General features: G+C 61.3%; 21 protein-coding genes. 10 read left to right on the top strand and 11 right to left on the bottom strand.

Translation table 11 applies throughout. The features are described from left to right. Both trkA and LOY45_RS00100 read left to right on the top strand, forming a co-directional pair. On the top strand, nucleotides 1–1,374 hold the full coding sequence (trkA, locus tag LOY45_RS00105; RefSeq protein ID WP_010222685.1) for a Trk system potassium transporter TrkA: 1,374 nt from the start codon (nucleotides 1–3) through the stop codon (nucleotides 1,372–1,374). Nucleotides 1,375–1,387: 13 nt separating this feature from the next. Continuing rightward, nucleotides 1,388–1,699: a tetratricopeptide repeat protein gene (locus LOY45_RS00100; protein ID WP_134065285.1), complete on the top strand. Its 312-nt coding sequence runs from the start codon at nucleotides 1,388–1,390 to the stop codon at nucleotides 1,697–1,699. A gap of 94 nt (nucleotides 1,700–1,793) precedes the next feature. Here LOY45_RS00100 and LOY45_RS00095 read toward each other — a convergent pair whose 3' ends face one another. Both LOY45_RS00095 and LOY45_RS00090 read right to left on the bottom strand, forming a co-directional pair. Further along, entirely contained in the window at nucleotides 1,794–2,681 is an 888-nt protein-coding gene (locus LOY45_RS00095) for a lysophospholipid acyltransferase (RefSeq protein WP_115084525.1), read from the bottom strand. A 39-nt stretch (nucleotides 2,682–2,720) separates the two neighbouring features. Next, on the bottom strand, nucleotides 2,721–3,272 hold the full coding sequence (locus LOY45_RS00090) for a DNA-3-methyladenine glycosylase I (RefSeq protein ID WP_115084526.1): 552 nt from the start codon (nucleotides 3,270–3,272) through the stop codon (nucleotides 2,721–2,723). Nucleotides 3,273–3,354: 82 nt separating this feature from the next. Between LOY45_RS00090 and glyQ the strand changes: the two genes are divergently transcribed. The 4 genes from glyQ to LOY45_RS00070 all read left to right on the top strand — a co-directional run bounded on the left by glyQ (nucleotide 3,355) and on the right by LOY45_RS00070 (nucleotide 7,722). After that, on the top strand, nucleotides 3,355–4,302 hold the full coding sequence (gene glyQ, locus LOY45_RS00085; RefSeq protein WP_115084528.1) for a glycine--tRNA ligase subunit alpha: 948 nt from the start codon (nucleotides 3,355–3,357) through the stop codon (nucleotides 4,300–4,302). After that, nucleotides 4,299–6,353, top strand: coding sequence for a glycine--tRNA ligase subunit beta (gene glyS, locus LOY45_RS00080; protein WP_115084530.1), 2,055 nt, complete (start codon nucleotides 4,299–4,301; stop codon nucleotides 6,351–6,353). The genes glyQ and glyS overlap by 4 nt, the downstream gene beginning before the upstream one ends. A gap of 3 nt (nucleotides 6,354–6,356) precedes the next feature. Then, nucleotides 6,357–6,890 (top strand): D-glycero-beta-D-manno-heptose 1,7-bisphosphate 7-phosphatase, encoded by a 534-nt coding sequence (gene gmhB, locus LOY45_RS00075; protein ID WP_115084531.1) that lies wholly within the window; start codon nucleotides 6,357–6,359, stop codon nucleotides 6,888–6,890. A gap of 61 nt (nucleotides 6,891–6,951) precedes the next feature. Continuing rightward, a complete protein-coding gene (locus tag LOY45_RS00070; RefSeq protein ID WP_258578605.1) occupies nucleotides 6,952–7,722 on the top strand; it encodes a lysophospholipid acyltransferase family protein in 771 nt (256 codons plus the stop codon). A gap of 172 nt (nucleotides 7,723–7,894) precedes the next feature. On the opposite strand, the gene LOY45_RS00065 is transcribed toward LOY45_RS00070, so the two are convergent. Both LOY45_RS00065 and LOY45_RS00060 read right to left on the bottom strand, forming a co-directional pair. Next, nucleotides 7,895–9,517, bottom strand: coding sequence for an MFS transporter (locus tag LOY45_RS00065; RefSeq protein ID WP_115084535.1), 1,623 nt, complete (start codon nucleotides 9,515–9,517; stop codon nucleotides 7,895–7,897). A 100-nt stretch (nucleotides 9,518–9,617) separates the two neighbouring features. Further along, entirely contained in the window at nucleotides 9,618–11,267 is a 1,650-nt protein-coding gene (locus LOY45_RS00060) for a GMC family oxidoreductase (protein WP_115084537.1), read from the bottom strand. Between the two features lie 137 nt (nucleotides 11,268–11,404). Here LOY45_RS00060 and LOY45_RS00055 point away from each other — a divergent pair, with 137 nt between their 5' ends. After that, a complete protein-coding gene (locus LOY45_RS00055) occupies nucleotides 11,405–12,292 on the top strand; it encodes a LysR family transcriptional regulator (RefSeq protein ID WP_115084539.1) in 888 nt (295 codons plus the stop codon). 4 nt (nucleotides 12,293–12,296) lie between these two features. Here LOY45_RS00055 and LOY45_RS00050 read toward each other — a convergent pair whose 3' ends face one another. The 3 genes from LOY45_RS00050 to LOY45_RS00040 are packed head-to-tail and all read right to left on the bottom strand — an operon-like array spanning nucleotide 12,297 to nucleotide 15,310. Further along, nucleotides 12,297–13,115 (bottom strand): sulfite exporter TauE/SafE family protein, encoded by an 819-nt coding sequence (locus tag LOY45_RS00050; protein ID WP_115084541.1) that lies wholly within the window; start codon nucleotides 13,113–13,115, stop codon nucleotides 12,297–12,299. Continuing rightward, nucleotides 13,112–14,389 (bottom strand): NAD(P)/FAD-dependent oxidoreductase, encoded by a 1,278-nt coding sequence (locus LOY45_RS00045; protein WP_258578604.1) that lies wholly within the window; start codon nucleotides 14,387–14,389, stop codon nucleotides 13,112–13,114. Before LOY45_RS00045 ends, LOY45_RS00050 begins: the two co-directional genes overlap by 4 nt. A gap of 36 nt (nucleotides 14,390–14,425) precedes the next feature. Next, entirely contained in the window at nucleotides 14,426–15,310 is an 885-nt protein-coding gene (locus tag LOY45_RS00040; protein WP_115084545.1) for an MBL fold metallo-hydrolase, read from the bottom strand. Between the two features lie 250 nt (nucleotides 15,311–15,560). On the opposite strand from LOY45_RS00040, the gene LOY45_RS00035 reads away from it, so the two are divergent. The 3 genes from LOY45_RS00035 to LOY45_RS00025 all read left to right on the top strand — a co-directional run bounded on the left by LOY45_RS00035 (nucleotide 15,561) and on the right by LOY45_RS00025 (nucleotide 19,446). Then, on the top strand, nucleotides 15,561–16,874 hold the full coding sequence (locus LOY45_RS00035; protein WP_115084547.1) for a sigma-54 interaction domain-containing protein: 1,314 nt from the start codon (nucleotides 15,561–15,563) through the stop codon (nucleotides 16,872–16,874). Between the two features lie 155 nt (nucleotides 16,875–17,029). Next, nucleotides 17,030–18,541: a DUF3300 domain-containing protein gene (locus tag LOY45_RS00030; protein WP_258578603.1), complete on the top strand. Its 1,512-nt coding sequence runs from the start codon at nucleotides 17,030–17,032 to the stop codon at nucleotides 18,539–18,541. A gap of 14 nt (nucleotides 18,542–18,555) precedes the next feature. Beyond that, nucleotides 18,556–19,446: a DUF2950 domain-containing protein gene (locus tag LOY45_RS00025; RefSeq protein WP_134065274.1), complete on the top strand. Its 891-nt coding sequence runs from the start codon at nucleotides 18,556–18,558 to the stop codon at nucleotides 19,444–19,446. A gap of 88 nt (nucleotides 19,447–19,534) precedes the next feature. Here LOY45_RS00025 and gyrB read toward each other — a convergent pair whose 3' ends face one another. The 4 genes from gyrB to dnaA are packed head-to-tail and all read right to left on the bottom strand — an operon-like array spanning nucleotide 19,535 to nucleotide 25,741. Beyond that, on the bottom strand, nucleotides 19,535–21,952 hold the full coding sequence (gene gyrB, locus LOY45_RS00020; RefSeq protein ID WP_115084554.1) for a DNA topoisomerase (ATP-hydrolyzing) subunit B: 2,418 nt from the start codon (nucleotides 21,950–21,952) through the stop codon (nucleotides 19,535–19,537). A 4-nt stretch (nucleotides 21,953–21,956) separates the two neighbouring features. Continuing rightward, entirely contained in the window at nucleotides 21,957–23,060 is a 1,104-nt protein-coding gene (gene recF, locus LOY45_RS00015; protein ID WP_010222707.1) for a DNA replication/repair protein RecF, read from the bottom strand. Nucleotides 23,061–23,079: 19 nt separating this feature from the next. Beyond that, on the bottom strand, nucleotides 23,080–24,183 hold the full coding sequence (gene dnaN, locus LOY45_RS00010; protein ID WP_038997897.1) for a DNA polymerase III subunit beta: 1,104 nt from the start codon (nucleotides 24,181–24,183) through the stop codon (nucleotides 23,080–23,082). Between the two features lie 40 nt (nucleotides 24,184–24,223). After that, nucleotides 24,224–25,741, bottom strand: a complete 1,518-nt coding sequence (gene dnaA, locus LOY45_RS00005; RefSeq protein WP_115084556.1) for a chromosomal replication initiator protein DnaA — start codon at nucleotides 25,739–25,741, stop codon at nucleotides 24,224–24,226.

The following is a 25,741-nucleotide window of genomic DNA, read 5'->3' as shown; positions in this document are numbered from 1 at the left end:
ATGAAGATCATCATCCTCGGCGCAGGGCAGGTCGGCGGTACGCTGGCTGAACACCTGGCCAGCGAAGCCAACGACATCACCGTGGTCGACACCGATGGCGACCGCCTGCGCGACCTCGGCGACCGCCTGGACATCCGTACCGTGCAGGGCCGCGCCTCCTTTCCGACCGTGCTGCGCCAGGCCGGCGCCGACGATGCCGACATGCTGGTGGCGGTAACCAATAGCGACGAGACCAACATGGTGGCCTGCCAGGTCGCCCATACCCTGTTCCACACCCCGACCAAGATCGCCCGGGTGCGCGAATCGGCCTACTTGACCCGCGCCGGCCTGTTCGACAACGACGCCATCCCGGTCGACGTGCTGATCAGCCCCGAGCAGGTGGTAACCCACTACATCAAGCGTCTGATCGAACATCCCGGCGCCTTGCAGGTGATCGACTTCGCCGAAGGCAAGGCCCAACTGGTGGCGGTCAAGGCCTACTACGGCGGACCGCTGGTGGGCCAGCAACTGCGCCAGATCCGTGCGCACATGCCCAATGTCGACACCCGCGTGGCAGCGATCTTCCGCCGTGACCGGCCGATCCTGCCCCAAGGCGACACGGTCATCGAGGCCGACGACGAAGTGTTCTTCATCGCCGCCAAGGCGCACATCCGTGCGGTGATGGGCGAGCTGCGGCGCATCGACGAGACCAACAAGCGCGTGGTCATCGCCGGCGGCGGGCAGATCGGCGAGCGCCTGGCCGAGGCCATCGAGAGCCGTTACCAGGTGAAAATCATCGAGATGAACCCGGCACGCTGCCGGCACCTGTCCGACACCCTGGAAAGCACCGTGGTACTGCAAGGCAGCGCCTCGGACCGCGACCTGATGCTCGAAGAGAACATCGCCGAAGCCGACATCTTCCTGGCCCTGACCAACGATGACGAGGCCAACATCATGTCCTCGCTGCTGGCCAAGCGCCTGGGCGCGCGCAAGGTAATGACCATCATCAACAACCCGGCCTATGTCGACCTGGTCCAGGGTGGCGAAATCGACATCGCCATCAGCCCGCAGCTGGCCACCATCGGCACCCTGCTGGCCCACGTGCGCCGCGGCGATATCGTCAGCGTGCACTCGCTGCGCCGCGGTGCGGCCGAGGCCATCGAGGCGATTGCCCACGGCGACTCGAAGTCGAGCAAGGTGATCGGCAAGGCCATCGAAGACATCGCCCTGCCACCGGGCACCACCATCGGCGCGATCATTCGCGACGAAGAAGTGCTGATCGCCCATGACGACACGGTGATCGAAGCCGGCGACCACGTGATCCTCTTCGTTGTGGATAAAAAGTACATCCGTGACGTCGAGAAGCTGTTCCATGTAGGGTTGAGCTTCTTCTAAAGAGGGACCTGGAATGCGCGAATCACTGGAAAAGATGCTGGCCAAGGGTGTGGATAACGCCCTGTTGCGCTTTGGCCTGGGCAAGGCCTGGCTCGATGAAGGCAATGGCGCCGAGGCGGCCGTGCACTTGCAGCGCTGCGTTGAGCACGACCCGAAGTATTCGGCGGCATGGAAGCTGCTGGGCAAGGCGCATCAGCTACAGGGAGACCTGGCGGGTGCACGCAAGGCCTGGGAGCAGGGGCTGGAAGCGGCTCGCGCCCATGGCGACAAGCAGGCCGAGAAAGAGATGACGGTGTTTCTGAAGAAGCTCGACAAGGCTGTTTAGGACCGCTTCGCGGTCCATCGCCGGCAACGCCGGCTCCCACAATTGATGGCCGAACTCGATCCTGTGGGAGCTGGCTTTGCCTGCGATAGGGAGCTCAATACCAGCGCGGCTCACCCGCCGGACGCTTCTTGAAGCGCTTCATGCTCCACATGTACTGGCTCGGATACGCCCGCACATAGCGCTCGACCACCTGGCTCATGGCCGCCGCCGAGGTTTCGGTGTCTTCGCTGTACATCGCCTCGGGCGCCGCTTCCAGGATCACCTTGAAGCCAGAGCCATCCGGCAGGCGCAGGGCATGCAGGAACACCCCGACTGCCTTGCCGCCAGCGAGCATGTTTGGCACGAATTTGCTGGTCAGCGCCTTGGTGGCGAAGAACGGCACGAAGATCCCCGCCGACTCGGCCGGCTCCGGGTCTGCCGGAATGCCGACCTGACCGCCTCTACGCACTTCCTTGATGATGCTCAGGATGCCTTCCTTGGTGGAAGCGGCCACGCGGTTACCCAGCTGCACGCGCTGCTCGCGCAACAGGTCATCAACCGCCTTGAGCTTGGGCGGGCGATAGAAAATGATCGGTTTGCACTGGCTGCAATAGAAGTGGTTGAGCACTTCCCAGTTGCCCAGGTGGCTGGTGATGCCGACCACGCCCTTGCCCGACGCCAAGGCAGCTTCAAGCACGTCCAGGCCTTCGACCTCGCGCACCAGGTCGAGCGAGCGCTGGGCCGGCCAGATCCAGGCACAGGCGCTTTCGGTAAAGGATTTGCCGATGTCCATCAGGGTCCGGCCAACCAGTTGCTCACGGGCAACCGGGTCCATTTCCGGGAAGCATTTGGCCAGGTTGATGCGCACGACGTTGCGCGAACTGTTCGGCACCTTCCACATGATCCAGCCGATGGCCGCGCCGACTCGCTGTACCGCGCCCCAGGGGAGTTTGGCAAACAACCGCAACGCCCCGACCATCAAGGCGCCCTTGAATTTATCCACAGGCTGGTTCCTCTTTCTGCAAGCCGGCCATTGTAACCCTCAGCGCAGCAGAGCGGCGTAGCGATCACAATCGCGGGTGTGATCCATGACCATGCCGGTGGCCTGCATGAAGGCGTAGCAGATAGTCGGGCCGACAAAGGTGAAGCCGGCTTTCTGCAGTGCCTTGCTCATTGCCTTGGCCTCATCGGTGACTGCCGGGACCTCGCTGCGCTGGCCGAAATGATTGATCTTCGGTGCGCCGCCGACGAACGACCAAAGCCATTCAACGGGGTTCTCCAGCGCCAGCCAGGCCCGCGCATTGCGCCGCGCGGCATTGAGCTTGAGGCGGTTGCGGATGATGCCCGGGTCGAGCATGCGCTCTTCGATCTCTTCATCGCTCATTTGCGCCAGGCGCTGCGGATCGAAGCCGAACAGCACCTGACGGTAGCGTTCGCGTTTCTTCAGCACAGTGATCCACGACAACCCGGCCTGGAAGCCTTCGAGCAGCAACATCTCGAACAACTGGCCAGGATCACGCTGCGGCGTGCCCCATTCCTGGTCGTGGTAAGCCTGGTAAAGCGGATCGTCGGTACACCAAAAGCAACGTGGCATAAGGCTCCAAGGGTAGAGGCCTGCGCGAATCGGGTTATACTCCCGCTCTTTATATTCGCAGCCCTAGAAACAGGTGAATTTCGTGAGCCAGCCTACGCCAGCCGTGCGTACCTTCCAAGACTTGATCCTCGCCCTGCAGAACTACTGGGCCGAGCAAGGTTGTGTGGTGCTTCAGCCCTACGATATGGAAGTAGGCGCCGGCACTTTCCATACTGCCACGTTCCTGCGCGCCGTCGGCCCGGAAACCTGGAACGCCGCCTATGTGCAGCCTAGCCGTCGTCCGGCGGATGGCCGTTATGGCGAAAACCCGAACCGCCTGCAGCACTACTATCAGTTCCAGGTGGTCCTCAAGCCGAACCCGGCGAACTTCCAGGAACTGTACCTGGGCTCGCTGAAAGCCATCGGCCTCGACCCGCTGGTGCACGACATCCGTTTCGTCGAAGACAACTGGGAATCGCCGACCCTCGGCGCCTGGGGTCTGGGTTGGGAAATCTGGCTCAACGGCATGGAAGTCACCCAGTTCACCTACTTCCAGCAAGTGGGCGGCATCGAATGCTTCCCGGTCACCGGTGAAATCACCTACGGCCTGGAACGCCTGGCCATGTACCTGCAAGGCGTGGATTCGGTCTACGACCTGATCTGGACCGACGGCCCGTTCGGCAAGGTGACCTACGGCGACGTGTTCCACCAGAACGAAGTGGAGCAGTCGACCTACAACTTCGAACACGCCAACGTCGAGAAGCTGTTCGAACTGTTCGACTTCTACGAAAGCGAAGCCAACCGCCTGATCGAGCTGGAGCTGCCGCTGCCGACCTATGAAATGGTCCTCAAGGCCTCGCACACCTTCAACCTGCTCGATGCCCGCCGCGCCATCTCGGTGACCGAGCGTCAGCGTTACATCCTGCGCGTACGGACCCTGGCCCGGGCCGTAGCCCAGAGCTACCTGCAAGCCCGCGCCAAGCTGGGCTTCCCGATGGCGTCCCCTGAATTGCGTGATGAAGTGTTGGCTAAGCTGGAGGCTGCACAATGAGTGCTCAAGATTTCCTGGTTGAACTGGGCACCGAAGAACTGCCACCCAAGGCCCTGAGCAGCCTCGGTGACGCCTTCCTCGCCGGTATCGAGAAAGGCCTGCAGGCCGCTGGCCTGAACTACACCGACAAGCAGGTGTTCGCCGCGCCGCGCCGCCTGGCCGTGCTGATCCGCAACCTCGACACCCAGCAGCCGGACCGCAGCGTCAACCTCGACGGCCCGCCACGCCAGGCCGCCTTCGATGCTGAAGGCAACCCGACCCAGGCCGCCCTGGGCTTCGCCAAGAAGTGTGGGGTAGAGCTGTCGGATATCGACCAGAGCGGCGCCAAGCTGCGCTTCTCCCAGCACATCCCGGGCAAGGCCACCGCCAGCCTGCTGCCAACCATCGTCGAAGACTCGCTCAACGACCTGCCGATCCCCAAGCGCATGCGCTGGGGTGCACGCAAGGAAGAGTTCGTGCGTCCAACCCAGTGGCTGGTCATGCTGCTCGGTGACGAAGTGGTCGACTGCACCCTGCTGGCGCAGACTGCCGGTCGTGAATCCCGTGGCCACCGCTTCCACCATCCGGAAAACGTGCGCATCAGCGCCCCGGCCAACTACCAGGAAGACCTGCGCAAGGCGTACGTCCTGGCAGATTTTGCCGAGCGCCGCGAGCTGATCAGCAAGCGTACCGCCGAACTGGCAATGCAACAGGAAGGCAGCGCCATCGTGCCGCCAGCGCTGCTCGATGAAGTGACCGCCCTGGTCGAATGGCCAGTGCCGCTGGTGTGCTCGTTCGAGGAACGCTTCCTTGAAGTACCGCAGGAAGCCCTGATCACCACCATGCAGGACAACCAGAAATACTTCTGCCTGCTGGATGCCGACGGCAAGCTGCTGCCGCGCTTCATCACCGTGGCCAACGTCGAGAGTCGCGATCCGAAGCAGATCGTCGAAGGCAACGAGAAGGTCGTGCGCCCACGCCTGACCGACGCCGAATTCTTCTTCAAGCAAGACAAGAAGCAGCCGCTGGAAAGCTTCAACGAGCGCCTGAAGAACGTAGTGTTCCAGGCCCAGCTGGGCAGTGTCTTCGACAAGGCCGAGCGGGTTGCCAAGCTGGCTGCCTTCATCGCTCAGCGCATTGGCGGCGACGCCCAACGTGCGGCGCGTGCCGGGCTGCTGTCGAAATGCGACCTGGCCACCGAAATGGTCGGCGAGTTCCCTGAAATGCAGGGTGTTGCCGGCTACTACTACGCGCTCAACGACGGCGAGCCGCAAGACGTTGCCCTGGCCCTGAACGAGCAGTACATGCCGCGCGGTGCCGGTGCCGAACTGCCGTCGACCCTGACCGGCGCGGCTGTGGCCATCGCCGACAAGCTCGACACCCTGGTGGGTATCTTCGGTATCGGCATGCTCCCGACCGGTAGCAAGGACCCCTATGCCCTGCGTCGTGCAGCGCTGGGCGTACTGCGCATCCTGATCGAGAAACAGCTGGACCTGGACCTGAACGAAGCGGTGAACTTCGCAGTCAGCCAGTTCGGTACCAAGGTCAAGGCCGCCGGCCTGGGCGAGCAGGTACTGGAGTTCGTCTTCGATCGTCTGCGTGCCCGTTACGAAGACGAGGGTATCGACGTTGCCACCTACTTGTCGGTGCGTGCCCTCAAGCCAGGCTCGGCCCTGGACTTCGACCAGCGCGTGCAGGCCGTCCAGGCCTTCCGCCAACTGCCGGAAGCCGCTGCCCTGGCCGCGGTGAACAAGCGCGTGTCGAACCTGCTGAGCAAGGCCGAAGGCGCTGTCGCCACCACGGTCGAGCCGAAGTACTTCGACAACGCCAACGAGTTCTCCCTGTACTCGGCCATCCAGCAAGCCGACCAGGCCGTGCAGCCAATGGCTGCCGCGCGCCAGTACAGCGAATCGCTGGCGCGCCTGGCAGCCCTGCGTGAACCGGTCGACGCCTTCTTCGAGGCGGTGATGGTCAACGCCGACGACGCCAATGTCCGCGCCAACCGTTATGCCCTGCTCAGCCGCCTGCGCGGTCTGTTCCTGGGCGTGGCCGACATTTCGCTGCTGGGGTAAGTCTTGAAACTGCTGATTCTCGATCGGGACGGGGTGATCAACCAGGACTCCGACGCCTACATCAAGTCGCTGGACGAGTGGATTCCGATCCCGGGTTCGATCGAAGCGATTGCGCAGTTGAGCAAGGCCGGCTGGACGGTGGCGGTTGCCACCAACCAGTCCGGCATTGCCCGTGGCTACTACGACCTGGCTACTCTCGACGCCATGCATGCGCAATTGCGCAAGCTGGTGGCCGAGCAGGGTGGCGAAGTCGGGCTGATCGTCTATTGCCCGCACGGGCCCGATGAGGGCTGCGCCTGCCGCAAACCCAAGCCGGGCATGCTCACCAGCATTGCCGCGCATTACGACGTGAATCTGGCCGGCGTGTGGTTTGTCGGTGATAGTAAGGGTGACCTGGAAGCCGCTTTGGCCGTCGATGCTCAACCGATTCTGGTAAAAACCGGAAAAGGCGAGAAGACCCTGAGCAAGGGAATTCCAGAGAACACGCTGATTTTCGATGATCTGGCAGCCATCGCCAGAGAACTTATCCACAACTAGCGCGTCTGCAAAACAGGCGCACTTTTACTAGGCGGGCAAGCCCGCAACGGTACATGCCGCTATGTCGATCTTGCAGGCGATCAGAGTTTTTCTTTTTTACCTGCTGCTGGGTACCAGCTCCTTGCTGTGGTGCACCCTGAGCTTTTTTATCGCGCCGTTTCTGCCATTCAGCGCCCGCTACCGCTTCATCAACGTCTACTGGTGCCGCTTTGCGCTGGTGCTGGTACGGGTGTTTCTCAACATCAAGGTCAGGGTCACCGGGGCTGAGAACATCCCCAAGCAACCCTGCGTGATCCTCTCCAACCACCAGAGCACCTGGGAAACCTTTTTCCTTTCCGCCTATTTCTCGCCCTTGAGCCAGGTGCTCAAGCGTGAACTGCTGTATGTGCCGTTCTTCGGCTGGGCCATGGCCATGCTGCGGCCGATCGCCATCGACCGCGACAACCCCAAGGCGGCCTTGAAGCAAGTTGCCAGCAAGGGCGACAAGCTGCTCAAGGAGAACGTCTGGGTACTGATCTTCCCCGAAGGCACCCGCGTGCCGTTTGGCCAGATCGGCAAGTTCTCGCGCAGCGGTGCCGCGCTGGCGGTGAACGCTGGCCTGCCGGTGCTGCCAATCGCCCACAACGCCGGCAAGTTCTGGCCCAAGCAGGGCTGGGGCAAGCGCGCCGGCACCATCGAGGTGGTGATTGGCGCCCCGATGTTTGCCGAAGGTAGCGGCCCACGGGCCATTGCCGAGCTCAACGACCGTGCTGCTGCGTGGAACGAACAAACCCAGCGTGACCTCGGCTCACTGCCTGCAGCAGCGCCAAACCAAGCGCAAGGCGTGGCCTGACCGATCTGTGGATAACTTGTGTACAGTATTTGGATTTCTCAGCGAAAAATCCGCTAAGTGATTAATTTAGCTACTTATTTCTCTGTATGACTGTTTTCTGAAAATCGTGCATAAGTTTTTTCGCGGCATAAAAAAACCGGCGCTTACGCCGGTTTTTTGTGCCTGCAAATCCTCACACCTTGTCGATATCCACGTCACGGGTTTCCTTCAGGCAGAACAGCCCCACCACCAGGCTGATGCCGGTGATCAACACCGGGTACCAGAGCCCGTAGAAAATGTCGCCGGTGTACACCACCAGGGCAAAGGACACGGTGGGCAGGAAGCCGCCGAACCAGCCGTTACCGATGTGGTAGGGCAGCGACATCGAGGTGTAGCGGATACGGGTCGGGAACAGTTCGACCATCACCGCCGCCAGCGGGCCGTAGGTCATGGTCGCGATCAGGATCATGGCCACGATCAGCAGCACCACCATCGGCTGGTTGACGCTGGCAGGGTCTGCTTTGGCCGGGTAGCCGGCCTTGTCGATGGCAGCGCGCATGGCGGCTTCGTCAAAGCCGCTGATCTGCTGCTCGCCAATACTCACCACCACCTCGGCGCCAGCGGCCGCTTCAGCCGAGCTGTAGGGCAGGCCCTGTTTGACCAGGAAGGTCTTGACCTTGTCGCAGGGGCTGTCAAAACGCGCCTTGCCCACCGGGTCGAACTGGAAGGTGCAGCCTTGCGGGTCGGCCATCACCACAATCGGCGCCTGACGGCTGGCGGCGTCGATCTGCGGGTTGGCGTAGTAGCTCAGGGCCTTGAACAGCGGGAAATACAGCACCGTGGCCAGCAGCAAGCCGAGCATCAGGATCGGCTTGCGCCCGACCCGGTCCGACAGCCAACCGAAAAACACGAAGAACGGCGCGCCGATCACCACGCTGATGATCAGCAGGGTGTTGGCCTGGGCCGGGTCCATCTTGAGCATCTGGGTGAGGAAGAACAGCACATAGAACTGCGCGGTGTAGAAGGTCACCGCCTGGCCGGCGTTGATACTGAACAGCGCAGTGAGCACCACCTTGAGGTTGGGCCAGGAACCGAACGACTCGCGGATCGGCGCTTTACTGGTCTTGCCCTGAGCCTTCATTTTCACGAAGGCTGGCGACTCATGCATGCTCATGCGAATCCAGGTGGAAATCCCCAGCAGCACAATCGACAGCAGGAACGGCAAGCGCCAGCCCCAGACTTCGAACTGGTCACCGCTGATATAGCGGCTGCCGAGTACCACCAGCAACGACAGCAGCAGGCCGAGGGTTGCGGTGGACTGGATAAAACCGGTGTGGAAGCCGCGCTTGCCGGGTGGTGCATGCTCGGCAACATAAGTGGCTGCGCCACCGTACTCGCCGCCCAGCGCCAGGCCTTGAAGCATGCGCAACACCACCAGAATGATCGGTGCAGCAATGCCGATACTGGCATAGGTCGGCAACAGGCCAACGGCAAAGGTCGACAGGCCCATAAGCACGATGGTGACCAGGAAGGTGTACTTGCGTCCGATCATGTCGCCCAGGCGGCCGAACACCAGCGCGCCGAAGGGCCGCACCAGGAAACCGGCGGCGAAGGCCATCAAGGCAAAGATAAAGGCAGTGGTGTCGTTCACCCCGGCAAAAAACTGCTTGCTGATGACCGCGGCCAGCGCCCCATAAAGAAAAAAGTCATACCACTCGAAAACCGTCCCGAGGGATGACGCGAAAATGATCTTGCGTTCTTCCCGGCGACTATTGCTCGCCGTTGCAGCGCCCTGCTCTTGAATGTAATCCGACATCGTTGCTGTCCTCGGCCTGCAGGCCCCAGTGACTATTCTTGTTGTTCCACTGTCGGCGCCGGCAGACTGCGTCCGGCGCCGTTGTTGCTACGCACCCTGGTCAGGGCGTCGGTACGGCGGTGTTTTCGTCGATGCTGGTTGTGGATAACGTCCCCTGGCGAATCAATTGCGCCGCCTTCTCGGCAATCATCAGGGTCGGTGAGCAGGTATTGCCGGAGACGATTTGCGGCATGATCGAGGCGTCGGCGATGCGCAGCCCCGGCACGCCGTGCACCCGCAGCTGGTCGTCGACCACATCCAGCGGCCCGTTGCCCATGCGGCAAGTACCCACCGGGTGGAAGATCGTAGTGCCGATCTGCCCGGCGGCTTCATGCAGTTGCTCTTCGCTTTGCAGGTCCGGGCCGGGCAGGTATTCGCGCGGGCTGAAGGCAGCCAGGGCAGGGGCCCGGACGATCTTGCGGGTCAGGCGAATGGCCTGGGCGGCAACGCGCAGGTCTTCGGGGTCACTCAGGTAGTTGGGATCGATCAGCGGTGCATCGTCCGGGTTGGCCGAACGGATATCGATACGCCCGCGGCTGGCCGGGCGCAGGTTGCACACCGAAGCAGTAAACGCCGGGAAGCGGTGCAGTGGCTCGCCGAAGCGTTCCAGCGACAGGGGCTGCACGTGGTACTGCAGGTTGGCCGAAGCCTGTTCGGGCCCGGAACGAACAAAAGCCCCCAATTGGCTCGGCGCCATCGCCAGCGGACCGCTACGATCGTAAAGGTAACGCAGGCCCATGCCGAGCTTGCCCCAGAGGCTGTTGGCGACCTGGTTGAGGGTTCGCGCCTGGGTAACCTGATAGATCAAACGCAGTTGCAGATGGTCCTGCAGGTTGCCACCAACGCCGGGCAGCTCGTGACGAACAGTTATCCCCAGGCTCTCGAGCAAGCCGCGCGGACCAATGCCGGAGCGCTGCAGGATCCCGGGTGAACCCACGGAGCCTGCACACAGGATGATTTCCCGGCGTGCGCTGAAGTTCTGCCAGTTGCCTTGCCAGCGGGCACGTACCTTGGAAGCACGGCCGTCTTCCAGCACTACCTGGTCAACCAGCACATCGGTCAGCACGGTCAGGTTGGGACGTTTGAGGATCGGGCGCAAAAAGGCCTTGGCCGAGTTCCAGCGAATGCCGGAACGCTGGTTGACCTGAAAGTATCCACAGCCCTGGTTATCCCCGGTGTTGAAGTCAGCAACGCTGGCGATGCCGCTCTGCGCCGCCGCTTCGCGGAACGCATCGAGGATCGGCCAGGAGTAGCGTTGTTGCTCGACCCGCCACTCGCCTTCATTGCCATGGGCTTCGCTGGCGCCGCCAAAGTGGTTTTCGCTGGCCTTGAACAGTGGCAGCACATCCTTCCAGGCCCATCCGGCATTGCCTTGCTCGGCCCAGCGATCGTAGTCGCCAGCCTGGCCGCGCATGTAGATCATGCCGTTGATGGACGAACAGCCACCGAGCACCTTGCCCCGTGGATAACCCAGGGCACGGCCATTGAGGCCGGGTTGCGCTTGGGTCTTGAAACACCAGTCGGTGCGGGGATTGCCGATGCAATAGAGGTAGCCCACCGGAATGTGAATCCAGGGGTAGTTGTCGCGCCCACCGGCTTCGAGCAGTAGCACCCGGCAGCCTGGCTCGGCGGATAAACGATTGGCCAGAAGGCATCCGGCAGGGCCGGCACCCACCACCACATAGTCGTAGACAGGATCGGCTGATGGCATGGGCAACCTCGCGCCTGATTATTATTCTTGTCCCAGCCCATGTTATTGATTAATTTCGGGATGAAAACGTTAGATTTCACTCAAGTGCTGTGCGTTTTAACACAACGTCCGTGAACACCTGATTCACAAGGAAAAGCATGTTCGACTGGAATGATCTGCGGTTTTTTCTCGAGTTGCAGCGCAGCGGCCGGCTGCTGACCGCGGCCAAACGCCTCAACACCACCCACAGCACCGTGGCCCGGCATATCGACAATATCGAGCAAAGTCTGGGCACCGCGCTGTTCGTTCAGCATGCCCAGGGCTACGAACTGACGCCTTCCGGGCAGGCCCTGCTCAAGCACGCCGAAGCCATGGAAAACGTTGCCCTGCTGGCTCAGGAAGAGATCACCCAGGCCATCACCCCGCTGGGCAAGATTCGCCTGGGGGTAACCGAAGGCATCGGCATCATGTTCTTCACCCCGCGCATGGGCAGCTTGTTCGAGCGCTACCCGGGGCTTGAGGTGGAGCTGGTGGCAGTACCGCGGTTTGTCAGCATCCTCAACCGCGAGGCGGAAATCAGCATTCACCTTGAGCGACCCAACGCCGACCTGTTGATAACTCGCAAACTCACCGACTACCGCCTGGCGCTGTACGCCAGCCCCGAATACCTGGCCCAGGCGCCGGCGCTCAATCATCGCGAAGACCTGGCCAAGCACAGCTGGATCGGCTACGTCGACGACCTGCTGTTCAGCCAGGAATTACTGTTTTTGAACAGCTTCTGCCGGGCACCCAATGTCGCGTTTCGCAGCACCAGCGTGATCGCCCAGCAACAGGCCGCTCGCGCCGGCCTGGGCATCGCCGTGTTGCCCAACTACATGGCCCGCCACGATCCGGCACTGGTGCGGGTGCTGCCCAGCGAGACCATCCAGCGCAGCTACTGGATCTGTACCCGCCGTGAGCTGCACAAGTCAGTGCGCCTGCGCGTGGTCTGGGATTTCCTCCTGGCCCTGTGCGCGCAAGAGCAGGACGCCTTGCTGGCGGAGTAGGGCGTCAACTGCCCAGGGTTTTGACCGCCAGCAACAATGCCGCGCAGATACCCACACCCGCGAACATTTGCTGCAGTCGCGGCCCGGCCAGTTTGCTGGCGACCTGGCGAGCCAGCAGCAGCCCGAGCACGGCGCCGCCGGCAAAGGGGGCGCCCACCGCCCAATGCATGACGCCGCCGACCGTCGCGCTGACCACACTGCCGGTGGACACCAGGGCGATCACCGCCAGCGAAGTGGCAACGATGCTCTTCATGTCCAGGTTGGTGTAGCGGCTCAGTGCCGGGATGATTACGAAGCCGCCACCAACACCCAGCAACCCCGAAAGCAAGCCGGACAGCGCGCCGGTAAAGGCCAGTGCGCGGGCGCAGGGCAGGGTCCAGCGCAGACGCCCCTGCAAAGGGTTGAGCACACAGGGCATGACCATGCGCTGGCCCAATGGCGGCTCGCCGCGAAGCTCCCGGCGAGCCTTGAGTAGCATGCGTGCACAGGCATAGACCAGCACCAGGGCGAAGGTCAGGGCCAATGGCCCGTTCGGCAAACGATGGGCAAGCATCAGGCCGAAGGGCGCGATAGCAATGCCGATCAACGCCACGAACAGCGCCGCGCGATAACGCACCAGGCCCTGGCGCAATCCCAACAGGGCACCCACCGCCGCCGCCATGCCGACGGCCAGCAGGCCGACTGGCGCCGCCTCGACCATCGACAAGCCCAGGCCGAATACCAACAAGGGCACGGCAAGAATGCCGCCGCCGGCGCCGGTCAGCGCCAGCACCGCACCAATGATCGCTCCCAAACCTGCCGCAAGAAACTGATGCTCGATCACCGCAGGCCCTCGGCGGTAACCCGGGGTTTGGCCAGCCACTCACGGCCCTTGAGCATGCAGCACCAGTACAGCGGCGGCAGGATCTGTGCCTTCAGTAGCCAGGCCAGGCGCGTCGGCCGGCGACCGTCGAGCAACCAGCGCGGGAAGCTCGGCGCCAGCTTGCCGCCATAGGTGAACTCGGCGAGCACGATCTTGCCGCGCTCGACGGTCAACGGGCAGGAGCCATAGCCATCATAGTGGGCGAGGTTGGGCAGGCGCCCCAGCGCCACCAGTACATTATTGGCAACCACCGGCGCCTGTTTGCGTGCAGCCGCCGCGGTCTTGGCATTGCTGGTATTGATGCCATCGCCCAGGGCGTGGATGTTGGCGTAGCGCTGGTGACGCAGGGTGGCCGGGTCGACATCGATCCAGCCGGCCTGGTCAGCCAGCGGGCTGTTACGGATGAAATCGGGAGCGACCTGCGGCGGCACAACATGCAGCATGTCGAACGGCTGAACCCGGGTTTCGCTGCTGCCATCGGGCAGGGTGCGCACGAAGGTCGCCCGCTTGCCCGGACCATCGACAGCAACCAGGCGGTGGGCGTACTGCAGGTCGACTGCGTACTTGTCGATGTACTCCATCAGCGCTGGAACATAGTCGGGCACACCGAACAGTACGCCACCGGCATTGAAGAACTGTGCCTGGATGTTCCCCAGGCGACCGTTGCGCAACCAGTGATCGCAAGACAGGTACAAGGCCTTTTGCGGTGCACCGGCACACTTGATCGGCATCGGCGGCTGGGTGAACAGTGCCCGCCCTTCACGAAGATTCTGCACTAATTGCCAGGTGTAGGGCGCCAGGTCGTAGCGGTAGTTGGAGGTCACGCCATTGCGCCCGAGGGTTTCGCTCAGGCCTTCGATGGCGTCCCAATCGAGCTTCAGCCCTGGGCAAACCACCAATTGCTCGTAACTGAGCAGACGGCCGTCATTCAGGGTGACCGTTTGTGCCTGCGGGTCAAAGGTCTCGACCCGCGCCTTGATCCACTGCACGCCACCAGGAATGGTCGAAGCCATGGTACGTGCCGTCGAAGGGGCCTGGAAGATGCCAGCGCCGACCATGGTCCAGCCGGGTTGGTAGTAGTGAACGTCAGCCGGGTCGATGATTGCGACATCCAGCGAAGGGTCGCGGCAGATCAAGCTGGAAGCGGCGGCGATACCGGCGGCACCGGCACCGACGATCAGCACTTTATGATGGTCGCCTTTCGGCACCTCGGCAGGGGAGGGTTGAGCATGCATGGCAGGGTCCTTCTAATAATAATTCTGGGGTGAAGCTCAGAGCACGTTGAGCGGGATCTTCAGGTAGCGCACTCCGTTCTCTTCAGGTTCGGGCAGCTGGCCGCTGCGCATGTTGATCTGCACCGAGGGCAGGATCAGTACCGGCATCTCCAGGGTGGCGTCGCGGGCTTCGCGCATGGCGACGAAGCTGTCTTCGCTGATGCCTTCATGGATATGGATATTGCTGGCGCGCTGTTCGGCCACCGTGGTCATGTAACGTAGTTCGCGGCCACCCGGCAGGTAATCGTGGCACATGAACAAGCGCGTCTCGGCGGGCAGGGCGAGGATGCGCTGGATCGAGCGGTACAGGGTGCGCGCGCTGGCGCCAGGGAAGTCGCAACGGGCGGTGCCGTAGTCAGGCATGAACAGGGTGTCGCCGACGAAGGCGATGCTCTGTCCTTCGATTTCCAGCACGTAGGTCATGCAGGCCGGGGTATGCCCGGGCGTGTGCAGGGCACGCGCTTGCAGGTTGCCGATGGTGAAGGGCTGCTCATCGTCGAACAGCACATCGAACTGGCTACCGTCGCGGGCAAAACCGGTATCGGCATTGAACAGCGCGCCGAAGACTTTCTGCACCTGGGTGATCTGGCTACCAATGGCGATCTGGCCACCCAGGGCCTGCTTGAGGTAAGCCGCCGCAGACAGGTGATCTGCGTGTACGTGGGTTTCCAGAATCCACTGAACCTTGCCGCCCAGTTCAGTCACCCGGCCAATCAGCTTGTCTGCCGAAGCACTGGTGGTGCGCCCGGACTTTGGATCGTAATCCAGCACACTGTCGATCAAGGCACAGTCGCCGCTGCTACGGTCCATCACCAGGTAGCTGATGGTCGAAGTCACACTGTCGAACAGTGCCTCCACATACAAGTTGCCGCCGATGATCATTTACTACGCTCCGAATTCATCACAGGTGCCAGGTATGAAGCCTTGCTGGCAGTGGACAGGCTGTCATCAAGATATGTGCCACGGAATAGGTAGGCCTTTTCCCAATGGTTACGGCGGTATTTCAGGCGGCATATCGCTCATCGCTGCCAGACTGTCAGCATAGTTGGCAGTGACATGGCAGCACCTGGCAGTTTTTGGCAGTCCCTGGCACCTTCAGTTAAGCTTTGCCCGTGCTTGCCCAGGTGTCGCCATGTCTTTCTCTACTGCTGTTGCTCCTCATCCTGCCGTACAGGCATTGGTGTCCTACCTCGAACACGACGCCCAGCCGACCATCGTGCTGGACACCGACTACAACATTCTTGCCGCCAACGGTGCCTACCGACGCCAGTTCGGCATTGACGGCCAGCCGCCCATTGGCGCCAAGTGCCACCGGGTGTCCCACCACTACGCCGTCCCTTGCGACCAGGCCGGTGAACACTGCCCGATGCGCAAGGCCTGGGACAGTCGGCTGCCCGAGCGTGTGTTGCATGTGCACCACACCCCTCGCGGGCCGGAGCATGTGGACGTCGAGTTACGCCCTATCCTCGACAAGCAGGGTGAGGTGGTAGCTTTTGTCGAGCGCCTGACCAGCATCACCGTCGCTTCGGCTCAGCCCCAACAACACGGCCTGGTCGGGCGCTCACCGGCGTTCCAGGACGCACTGGCGAGCCTTCAGCGTGCGGCACCTGCGCAAATCCCGGTATTGCTCCAGGGCGAATCCGGTACCGGCAAGGAGCTGTTTGCCCGCGCGCTGCACTTGGGCAGTCCACGGGCAAACGGCCCATTGGTGGTGGTCGATTGCACCGGCCTGACCGAGTCATTGTTCGAGAGCGAACTGTTCGGTTACGAGAAGGGTGCCTTTACCGGCGCCCACCAGCGCAAGATCGGCCTGGCGGAAGCCGCCCATGGCGGCACCTTGTTCCTCGATGAGATCGGCGAAGTGCCGTTGCCGATGCAGGTCAAACTGCTGCGCCTGATCGAGTCCGGCAGCTTTCGCCCGGTTGGCAGCCTGCGCACGGTTCACTCAGATTTCAGACTGGTCTCGGCCACCCACAAACCACTCAAGGAAATGGCAGCGGCGGGCACTTTCCGTGAAGACCTGTACTACCGCATTAGCGGCTTCCCCATTCGCCTGCCGGCGTTGCGCGAGCGGGTCGATGATCTGCCGTTGTTGATCCAGAGCCTGCTGCAACGAATGGCAGGTTCTGCAGCGCCGCAGGTCGATCCACAAGCGATGAAACGGCTGAACTTGTACGCCTATCCCGGCAACATTCGCGAGCTGCGCAATATCCTCGAGCGGGCGCGGCTGTTCGCCGACGACGGACTGATTCGTGCCGAGCATCTGCCTACGGAGCTCGGTTCGGTACTTGGGCCGATGCCAAGCATGAGCCGTCGATCCAAAGACAACCTCGGGCAGCTGGCCCAGGCCCTGGACAGCTTCAATGGATCGCGCAGTGAGCTGGCGCGTCATCTGGGGATGAGTGAACGCACCTTGTACCGACGCCTGCGCGAATTGGGCCTTTGAGCCCGACGCAGAAACAACAAACCCCGGCTTTTTCTTCTACGCTGAAACTGCTCACCCGCTGCGAAGAGCTTTCCATGCGTCGATTGCCGAGTCGGTAACCAGGTGCCAGGGCGCCTGACGTTCCGCTCTGTCTTTTCTGCCACAGGAGCATCGTCATGTCTGCCTGCCTTCACAGGGCGATCTTGCTCACCATCGCCATACTCGCGCTTTTTGGCTGTTCCGAAGAGGATGCGCAACCTAAGGCAACCGCCACGGCGCCTGCAACGGCTGCAGCGGCTGTACCGGCTGTACCGGCTGTACCGGCCGCTCCGACGACGCCAAGCGAGGCGGTGTTCAACGCCGAACAGCTTGATCAAATGCTTGCACCGTTGGCGTTGTATCCGGACGCTTTACTGGCTCAGGTGCTGATGGCCACCACCTATCCAGGCAATGTCGCCGACGCGGTTGTCTGGTCCAAGGCGCATCCGAACGTCAGCGGTGATGCCGCCGTCAAGCAGGTCGCCGACCAACCTTGGGACCCCAGCGTGCAATCGTTGGTGGCTTTTCCGCAGGTGCTGGCCACACTTGGCCAGGACCCGGTCTGGGTGCAGCGAGTCGGTGATGCCTTTCTCGCCCAGCCCGACGCGGTGATGAACTCGGTCCAGCGCCTGCGCGCCAAGGCCAAGGCTGCTGGCCACCTGGAGTCCAACGCTCAGCAGACCGTTATCGTGCAACCGTCAAGCGCCCCCGCAGGCGGCACGACCACGGTGGTGCAAGGTACCGCGCCGGCACAGACTATCGTTATCCAGCCGACCAACCCGCAGGTTGTATACGTGCCAAGCTACAACCCCTCTGTGGTGTACGGCAGTTGGTCCTCGCCATCCTACCCTCCAGCGTATTATCCGCCACCACCGGGGTATGCCATCGGCACGGCGTTAGCGACCGGCCTGGCTTTCGGTGCTGGAATAGCGATCGTCAATTCACTGTGGGGGGATTGTGACTGGGACGATCATGACGTCGATATCAACGTCAATCGCTACAACAATATCAACAACGTCAACCGCAGGCTCGATGCCAACCAGAACAACTGGCGCCATAATCCTGCGTATCGCGACGGCGTCCCGTACCGCGACCAAGCCAGTCGAACCCAGTTCGACCGGCGCTTACCCGGCAGCGCAGAGCGCACAGCCTACCGCGGAGACACGCCGGCCCGGGTCGAAGATCGCGCGCGAGCCCGTGAAACCCTGGCACAGCGCGGCATCGAAGCACCGGCAACCAGTAACCTTGAAGCCCGCCAACGGGTGCAAAGTGCCGACCGCGAGCGCGCCCAACAGCGCCTGGAAAAGCAGGGCATCAACCCGTCCGGCAACGCACGCGAGCGCGCCCAGGTCGCCGACCGCCAACTGAAAAATGACGGTCAGGCTCGCCAACGTGCGCAGGCGCCCCAGAAGAACCGCCAGCCTCAGCAGCCGGGGCGCAACCAACAAGTTCGCCAGCAACATGTTAGCGCCCAGGCGCCCCGCAACAATGCGTTGGCCGGGGTGCGCAACCCTTCGCAGTCACGCAGCGCGAGTAATCGTGGCCAGATCAGCCAACGGAGCGCCAGCCGACCGTCCGCAGCGTCTGCGGGCCACCAGGTGCAACGACCCGCGCGGATGCAACCCAGCGGTGGCGGCCGTCGCCGTTGAGAGGAGAGTCAGTCATGAATGCTGCTAGTCGAATTGTGCTGGTTCTGCTCCTGTTCTGGACATCCAGCAGTTTCGCTCAGAAACACTTCCCAACCCCGGAGGCCGCCGGCGAAGCACTGGTGCAGGCGCTTGGAAGTGAAAAGGCCGATAGCCAACAGTTGGCGAACTTGCTCGGCAACGACTGGAAGAGTTATATCCCGACCAAGAACGTCGATCGTAAAGATGTTGATGCCTTTCTCTCCCTCTACAAGGAAAAACATCAGGTTCAGTCCGACAACCCGAAGCGTGCACATCTGGTCGTCGGCGACACGCCCTGGATGTTCCCGATTCCCATCAGACACAATACTGGCGGTTGGGCATTCGACACCAAAGCTGGCGCCGAGGAAATCCGCCAGCGCCGCATCGGACGCGACGAACTGGCGACAATTCAAGCGGCGCGTGCCTATCACGACGCGCAGATGGATTACGCCGAGATTGATCGTAATGACGATGGGGTCCTCGAATACGCGCAGAAGTTCATCAGTAGCGACGGGCAGTTCGACGGCCTGTACTGGCCGGAAGAGGGCGGTGTCGAAGAAAGTCCGCTCGGACCGCTTTTTGGAGATACCGCGACTGGCGACGACTGGCATGGCTACCACTATCGCATCCTCACTGGCCAAGGCCCTTCGGCGCCGGGCGGCGCCTATGACTACATGATTGGCGATCGCATGACGCGCGGCTTTGCCGTGATCGCCTGGCCGGCAGACTACGGCGACACTGGCGTGATGAGTTTCATGATCAGCCACGACGGCGAACTGTTCGAGAAAGACCTCGGCCGTGACAGCGCCAAGCAAGCTGCTGCGATTACGCGTTTCGACCCCGACAGCAGTTGGAGCGAAGTAAAAGACGAGGAAGAGGCGCGCTGAACCGAGCAGCTCAACACATGGAAGCCAACGCAACAAAAAGCCCGCGTGAGCGGGCTTGATGATGTTGCATTTTTGAACCTACACCTGATCAGAAGTCCAGGTTGGACACTGCCAGAGCGTTGCTCTCGATGAACTCACGACGTGGCTCAACGGCGTCGCCCATCAGGGTGTTGAAGATCTGATCGGCAGCGATCGCGTCTTCGATGGTCACCTTGAGCATGCGGCGCACAGTTGGGTCCATGGTGGTTTCCCACAGCTGATCCGGGTTCATCTCACCCAGACCTTTGTATCGCTGAATAGTGTGGCGCTTGGTGCTTTCGGTCATCAGCCAGTCGAGGGCTTCCTTGAACTCGGTGATGGCTTTCTTGCGCTCGCCACGTTGCACGTAGGCGCCTTCACCCAGCAGGGTACTCAGCTGTGCACCGAGGGCGGTGACGGTGCGGTAGTCGTTGCTGCCGAAGAAGTCACGGTTGAAGGTGACATAGCTGGCCAGGCCGTGGGAGGTGATTTCCACTTCCGGCAGCCAGACGTTGCGCTCTTTGTCTTCGCGCAGGCTGGCCTTGTACAGCAGGCCGGACTTCTCGCTGATACGCAGGCGCTCTTCGAACTTGCCCAGCCATTCCTGCATGGCAGCGTGGTCGCCCAGCTGCTCCAGCGAGACCGCCGGCAGGTAGACGAAGTGCTCGGTCAGCTCCTGCGGGTACAGGCGCGACAGACGCTTGAGGGTTTTCATCACGGTACGGAATTCGTTGACCAGACGCTCCAGCTCGACGCCGGAAACAGGTGGTGCGGATTCGTCCAGGTGCAGGCTGGCATCTTCCAGAGCCGACTGAGTCATGTACTCTTCCATGGCGTCGTCGTCTTTGATGTACTGCTCTTGCTTGCCTTTCTTGACCTTGTACAGCGGCGGCTGAGCGATGTAGATGTAACCACGCTCGACCAGTTCCGGCAGCTGACGGAAGAAGAAGGTCAGCAGCAGGGTACGGATGTGCGAACCGTCGACGTCAGCATCGGTCATGATGATGATGTTGTGATAACGCAGCTTGTCGATGTTGTACTCTTCGCGGCCGATACCACAGCCCAGCGCGGTGATCAGCGTGCCCACTTCCTGGGACGAGATCATCTTGTCGAAGCGTGCTTTCTCGACGTTGAGGATCTTGCCCTTGAGCGGCAGGATCGCCTGGGTCTTGCGGTTACGGCCTTGCTTGGCCGAGCCACCCGCGGAGTCACCCTCCACCAGGTACAGTTCGGAAAGAGCAGGGTCCTTCTCCTGGCAGTCCGCCAGTTTGCCCGGCAAGCCGGCGATATCCAGCGCACCTTTGCGGCGAGTCATTTCCCGCGCTTTACGTGCAGCTTCACGGGCACGAGCGGCGTCGATCATCTTGCCGACAACTGCCTTGGCTTCGTTCGGGTTCTCCAGCAGGAAGTCGGAGAAGTACTTGCCCATCTCCTGTTCCACGGCTGTTTTCACTTCCGAGGACACCAGCTTGTCTTTGGTCTGCGAGCTGAACTTCGGATCTGGCACCTTCACCGAGATGATCGCGGTCAGACCTTCACGGGCGTCGTCGCCGGTGGTCGAAACCTTGTTCTTCTTGGCCAGGCCTTCCTGCTCGATGTAGTTGTTCAAGTTACGGGTCAACGCCGAGCGGAATCCGACCAGGTGAGTACCACCGTCGCGCTGCGGAATGTTGTTGGTGAAGCACAACAGGTTCTCGTTAAAGCTGTCGTTCCACTGCAGGGCGATTTCCACACCCACGCCGTCTTCACGCTGAACGCTGAAATGGAATACCTGGTTGACCGGAGTCTTGTTGGTGTTCAGGTATTCAACGAAGGCACGCAGACCGCCTTCGTATTTGAAATGCTCTTCTTTGCCCGAACGCTCATCCTTCAGCAGGATGCCAACGCCGGAGTTGAGGAAGGACAGTTCACGAATCCGCTTGGCCAGGATGTCCCAGCTGAAGTGGATATTCTTGAAGGTTTCAGCCGATGGCTTGAAGTGGATGTGGGTACCGGTGGTTTCACTTTCGCCAACGATTTTCATCGGCGCTTGTGGAACACCGTGGACGTAAGTCTGTTCCCAGATCTTGCCACTGCGGCGAACGGTGAGGATCAACTGCTCGGAGAGAGCGTTAACTACCGACACACCTACACCGTGCAGACCGCCGGATACTTTGTAGGAGTTGTCGTCGAACTTACCGCCCGCATGGAGGACGGTCATGATGACCTCGGCGGCGGAAACGCCTTCCTCTTTATGCACGTCAACCGGAATGCCACGACCGTTGTCGCGAACACTGATGGATTCGTCCGGGTGAATAATTACGGTGATGTCATCGCAGTGGCCGGCGAGTGCCTCGTCGATCGAGTTATCGACCACCTCGAACACCATGTGGTGCAGGCCGCTACCATCATCGGTGTCGCCAATGTACATACCGGGACGCTTGCGCACGGCATCTAGCCCTTTCAGCACCTTGATGCTGGAGGAGTCGTACGTTTGATTTTCGCTCATGCCTTCACTCCCGATGGTCGTGGGTCTGGGTGATACGGCCCTGTTCCACGTGGAACAAAGCAACTGGCGTTTCCGTCTGCCAGCCTTCCCTCAATAATTCTTGATCTACACAGGTGATAAACACCTGGCAGCGTAAGTCTTCCAACAAGCGACAAAGTGCGCGGCGGTGCTGGTCGTCGAGTTCCGACGGCAAGTCATCCACCAGATAAATACATTGGCCGCGACGCGCCTGGCTAACCAGATGGCCTTGGGCGATACGCAATGCACAGACCACCAGCTTCTGCTGGCCGCGAGACAAAATGTCAGCCGCGTTATGGGCGCCGAGTCTCAGGCGCAGGTCGGCACGTTGTGGGCCGGCCTGGGTATGGCCCATGTGCTGATCACGTTGCAGGGAGGAGGCGAGCACTTCACTGAGTTCGCGATCCTTGTCCCAGCCACGGTAATAGCTCAGGGTCAGCCCTTCGAGCTCGACCAAATCGCTCAGGGTTTGCTCAAAGACGGGCTTCAAGGCCTTGATGTAATTGCGACGGTATTCATCTATTTCCGCGCTGGCCAGGCACAGTTCCCGGTCCCAGGCCGCTTGCGAAACAGCGTCAAGTGTACCATGCCGCAACCATGAGTTCCGCTGCCGCAAAGCCTTCTGCAGGCGTTGCCATGTGGCCATGAAGCGGGGTTCCACGTGGAACACTCCCCAATCGAGGAACTGCCGACGTATTTTCGGAGCGCCTTCGAGCAGGCGAAAACTGTCCGGGTTGATCAGTTGCAGGGGCAGTATCTCTGCCAGCTGTGCAGCACTACGGGCGTTCTGACCGTCGATGCGAATGGTGAACTCACCTTGCCGATCCCGCGAAATCCCCAGGTTGCTCGAACCGCCTTCGCTTAACTCGACCTGGCCGAATACCGTACAAGCCAGTTGCTCGTACTGAATGACCGGCGTGAGGCGAGTGCTGCGAAACGAGCGGGCCAGGCCCAACAGATGAACGGCTTCCAGCACGCTGGTTTTGCCGCTGCCGTTGGCGCCGTACAGGATATTGATGCGGGGGGAGGGAGAGAAGGTCACCGGGTGCAGGTTACGCACCGCGGTGACAGAAACGCGACTGAGGGACATCTAGAGTCTGCTGGACAAATTACAGACGCATCGGCATGACAACGTAAGCGGAGTCGTCGTTGTCAGCTTCCTGCAGCAGGGCACTGCTGTTGGAGTCCGACAGGATCAGACGAACCTGCTCAGTGGTCATGACACCCAGTACGTCGAGCAAGTAGCTGACGTTAAAGCCGATTTCCAGCGAACTACCGTTGTACTCGACGCTGATTTCTTCTTCCGCTTCTTCCTGCTCAGGGTTGTTGGCCTGAATCTTCAACTGGGCATTGGCCAGTTGCAGGCGGATGCCGCGGTACTTCTCGTTGGACAGAATCGCGGTACGGCTGAAGGCCTCACGCAGTGCCTGACGGTCGCCGACCACCAGCTTGTCGCCGCCCTTGGGCAGTACACGCTCGTAGTCGGGGAACTTGCCATCGACCAGCTTGGAGGTGAAGGTGAACTCACCGGTGGTGGCGCGAATATGGTGCTGACCCAGAACGATGCTGACCATGCCATCCGGTTCGGTGAGCAGGCGCGCCAGTTCGAGGATACCTTTGCGCGGTACGATGACCTGGTGGCGATCAGCCTGGCCGATATCGGCACGCATCGAGCACATGGCCAGACGGTGACCGTCGGTGGCGACGGCGCGCAGCGTATCGGTGGACACTTCCAGCAGCATGCCGTTGAGGTAGTAGCGCACGTCCTGCTGGGCCATGGCGAAGCTGGTGCGCTCGATCAGGCGGCGCAGGCGGCTTTGCTCCAGGTTGCAGGTCAGCGAGCCAGGGCCTTCTTCCACCGTCGGGAAATCATTGGCTGGCAGGGTCGACAGGGTGAAGCGGCTACGGCCGGCCTTGACCACGAGCTTCTGCTCATCGAGCTTGATATCGATCAGCACGTCGTTGGGCAGGCTTTTGCAGATATCCATCAGCTTGCGCGCAGGCACGGTGATCTCGCCAGGCTCAGCCGGCTCTTCCAGCTGCACACGGCCTACCAGTTCCACTTCCAGGTCGGTACCGGTCAGCGATAATTGCTGACCTTGTACCACCAGCAGTACGTTGGACAGTACCGGCAAGGTCTGGCGGCGCTCGACGACGCCTGCGACCAGTTGCAGGGGTTTCAACAGGGCTTCGCGTTGAATGGTGAAATGCATGGTCTAGTCCCTTGCCTTTAATAAGCTGCGCTGACGTTCATCAAGTCGTCAGAGTCCGCAGCAGGTTCTTGTAGTCCTCGCGGATATCCGCGTCGGATTCCTTGAGTTCGTTGATCTTGCGGCACGCATGCAACACGGTGGTGTGATCGCGGCCGCCGAAAACGTCGCCGATTTCCGGCAGGCTGTGGTTGGTCAGCTCTTTGGACAAGGCCATGGCGACCTGCCGCGGACGGGCTACCGAACGGGAACGACGTTTGGACAACAGATCGGAGATCTTGATCTTGTAGTACTCGGCAACGGTGCGCTGGATGTTATCCACACTCACCAGTTTGTCCTGCAGTGCCAAAAGATCCTTGAGCGATTCGCGAATCAGCTCGATGGTGATGTCGCGACCCATGAAGTGCGAATGCGCAATCACCCGTTTCAGTGCGCCTTCGAGTTCACGCACGTTCGAGCGAATTCGCTGAGCGATAAAGAAAGCAGCATCGTGCGGCAGGTCGACCTTGGCCTGATCGGCCTTCTTCATCAGGATCGCTACCCGGGTTTCGAGCTCCGGAGGCTCTACCGCGACGGTCAGGCCCCAGCCGAAACGCGACTTCAGGCGCTCTTCCAGCCCTTCGATCTCCTTCGGATAACGATCGCTGGTCAGAATGACCTGCTGACCGCCTTCGAGCAGGGCGTTGAAGGTGTGGAAAAACTCTTCCTGGGAACGCTCTTTACGGGCAAAGAACTGAATGTCATCGATCAGCAGCGCATCGACCGAACGGTAGAAACGCTTGAACTCGTTGATGGCATTGAGTTGCAGCGCCTTGACCATATCGGCGACGAAGCGCTCGGAGTGCAGGTACACCACCTTGGCATTCGGGTTCTTCTTGAGCAGGTGGTTACCCACAGCGTGCATCAAGTGGGTTTTACCCAGGCCCACACCGCCGTACAGGAACAGCGGGTTGTAGCCATGCTTGGGGTTGTCGGCAACCTGCCAGGCCGCAGCGCGGGCCAGCTGGTTGGACTTACCTTCGACGAAGTTCTCGAAGGTAAAGGTGCGGTTCAGGTAGCTGGTGTGCTTGAGCGCACCCTCGACCTGCACGGTGCGTTGTTCGGTGCGGCCGCTTGGCGCCGGGGCGGCATTGGTTTCGCCCATGGAATCGAAGCTGTCACGCGAAGGTGCTTCCTCGACTTCGGCCACCGGTGCCGGTGCTGCTACGGGTGCGGCTACAGGTTCGTTGACCACCGCAGTTTTCGCAGCCTGGGCCTGGGATGCGGCTACAGCCGCGGCGAGCGGTGCATTAGGCGCGGCACGCGGCGCCGAACTGCGTCTGCTGCCTATTAATAAGGAAAGGGCAGGCGCAATACCGTTGCCGTGTTCACCCAGCAGCTCGAGCAGACGGCTCAGGTACTTTTCATTGACCCAGTCGAGAACGAAACGGTTGGGCGCATAGACGCGCAACTCGTCGCCTTCGGCTTCGACCTGTAGCGGACGGATCCAGGTGTTGAATTGCTGGGCAGGCAGTTCATCGCGCAGAAGCTCCACGCACTGCTGCCAAAGTTCCACTGACAC

The organism is Pseudomonas wadenswilerensis (assembly GCF_024749185.1).
GTDB lineage: Bacteria > Pseudomonadota > Gammaproteobacteria > Pseudomonadales > Pseudomonadaceae > Aquipseudomonas > Aquipseudomonas wadenswilerensis.
The sequence above is the reverse complement of the archived record's forward strand: the minus strand, read 5'-3'. Positions and strand labels throughout refer to the sequence as shown.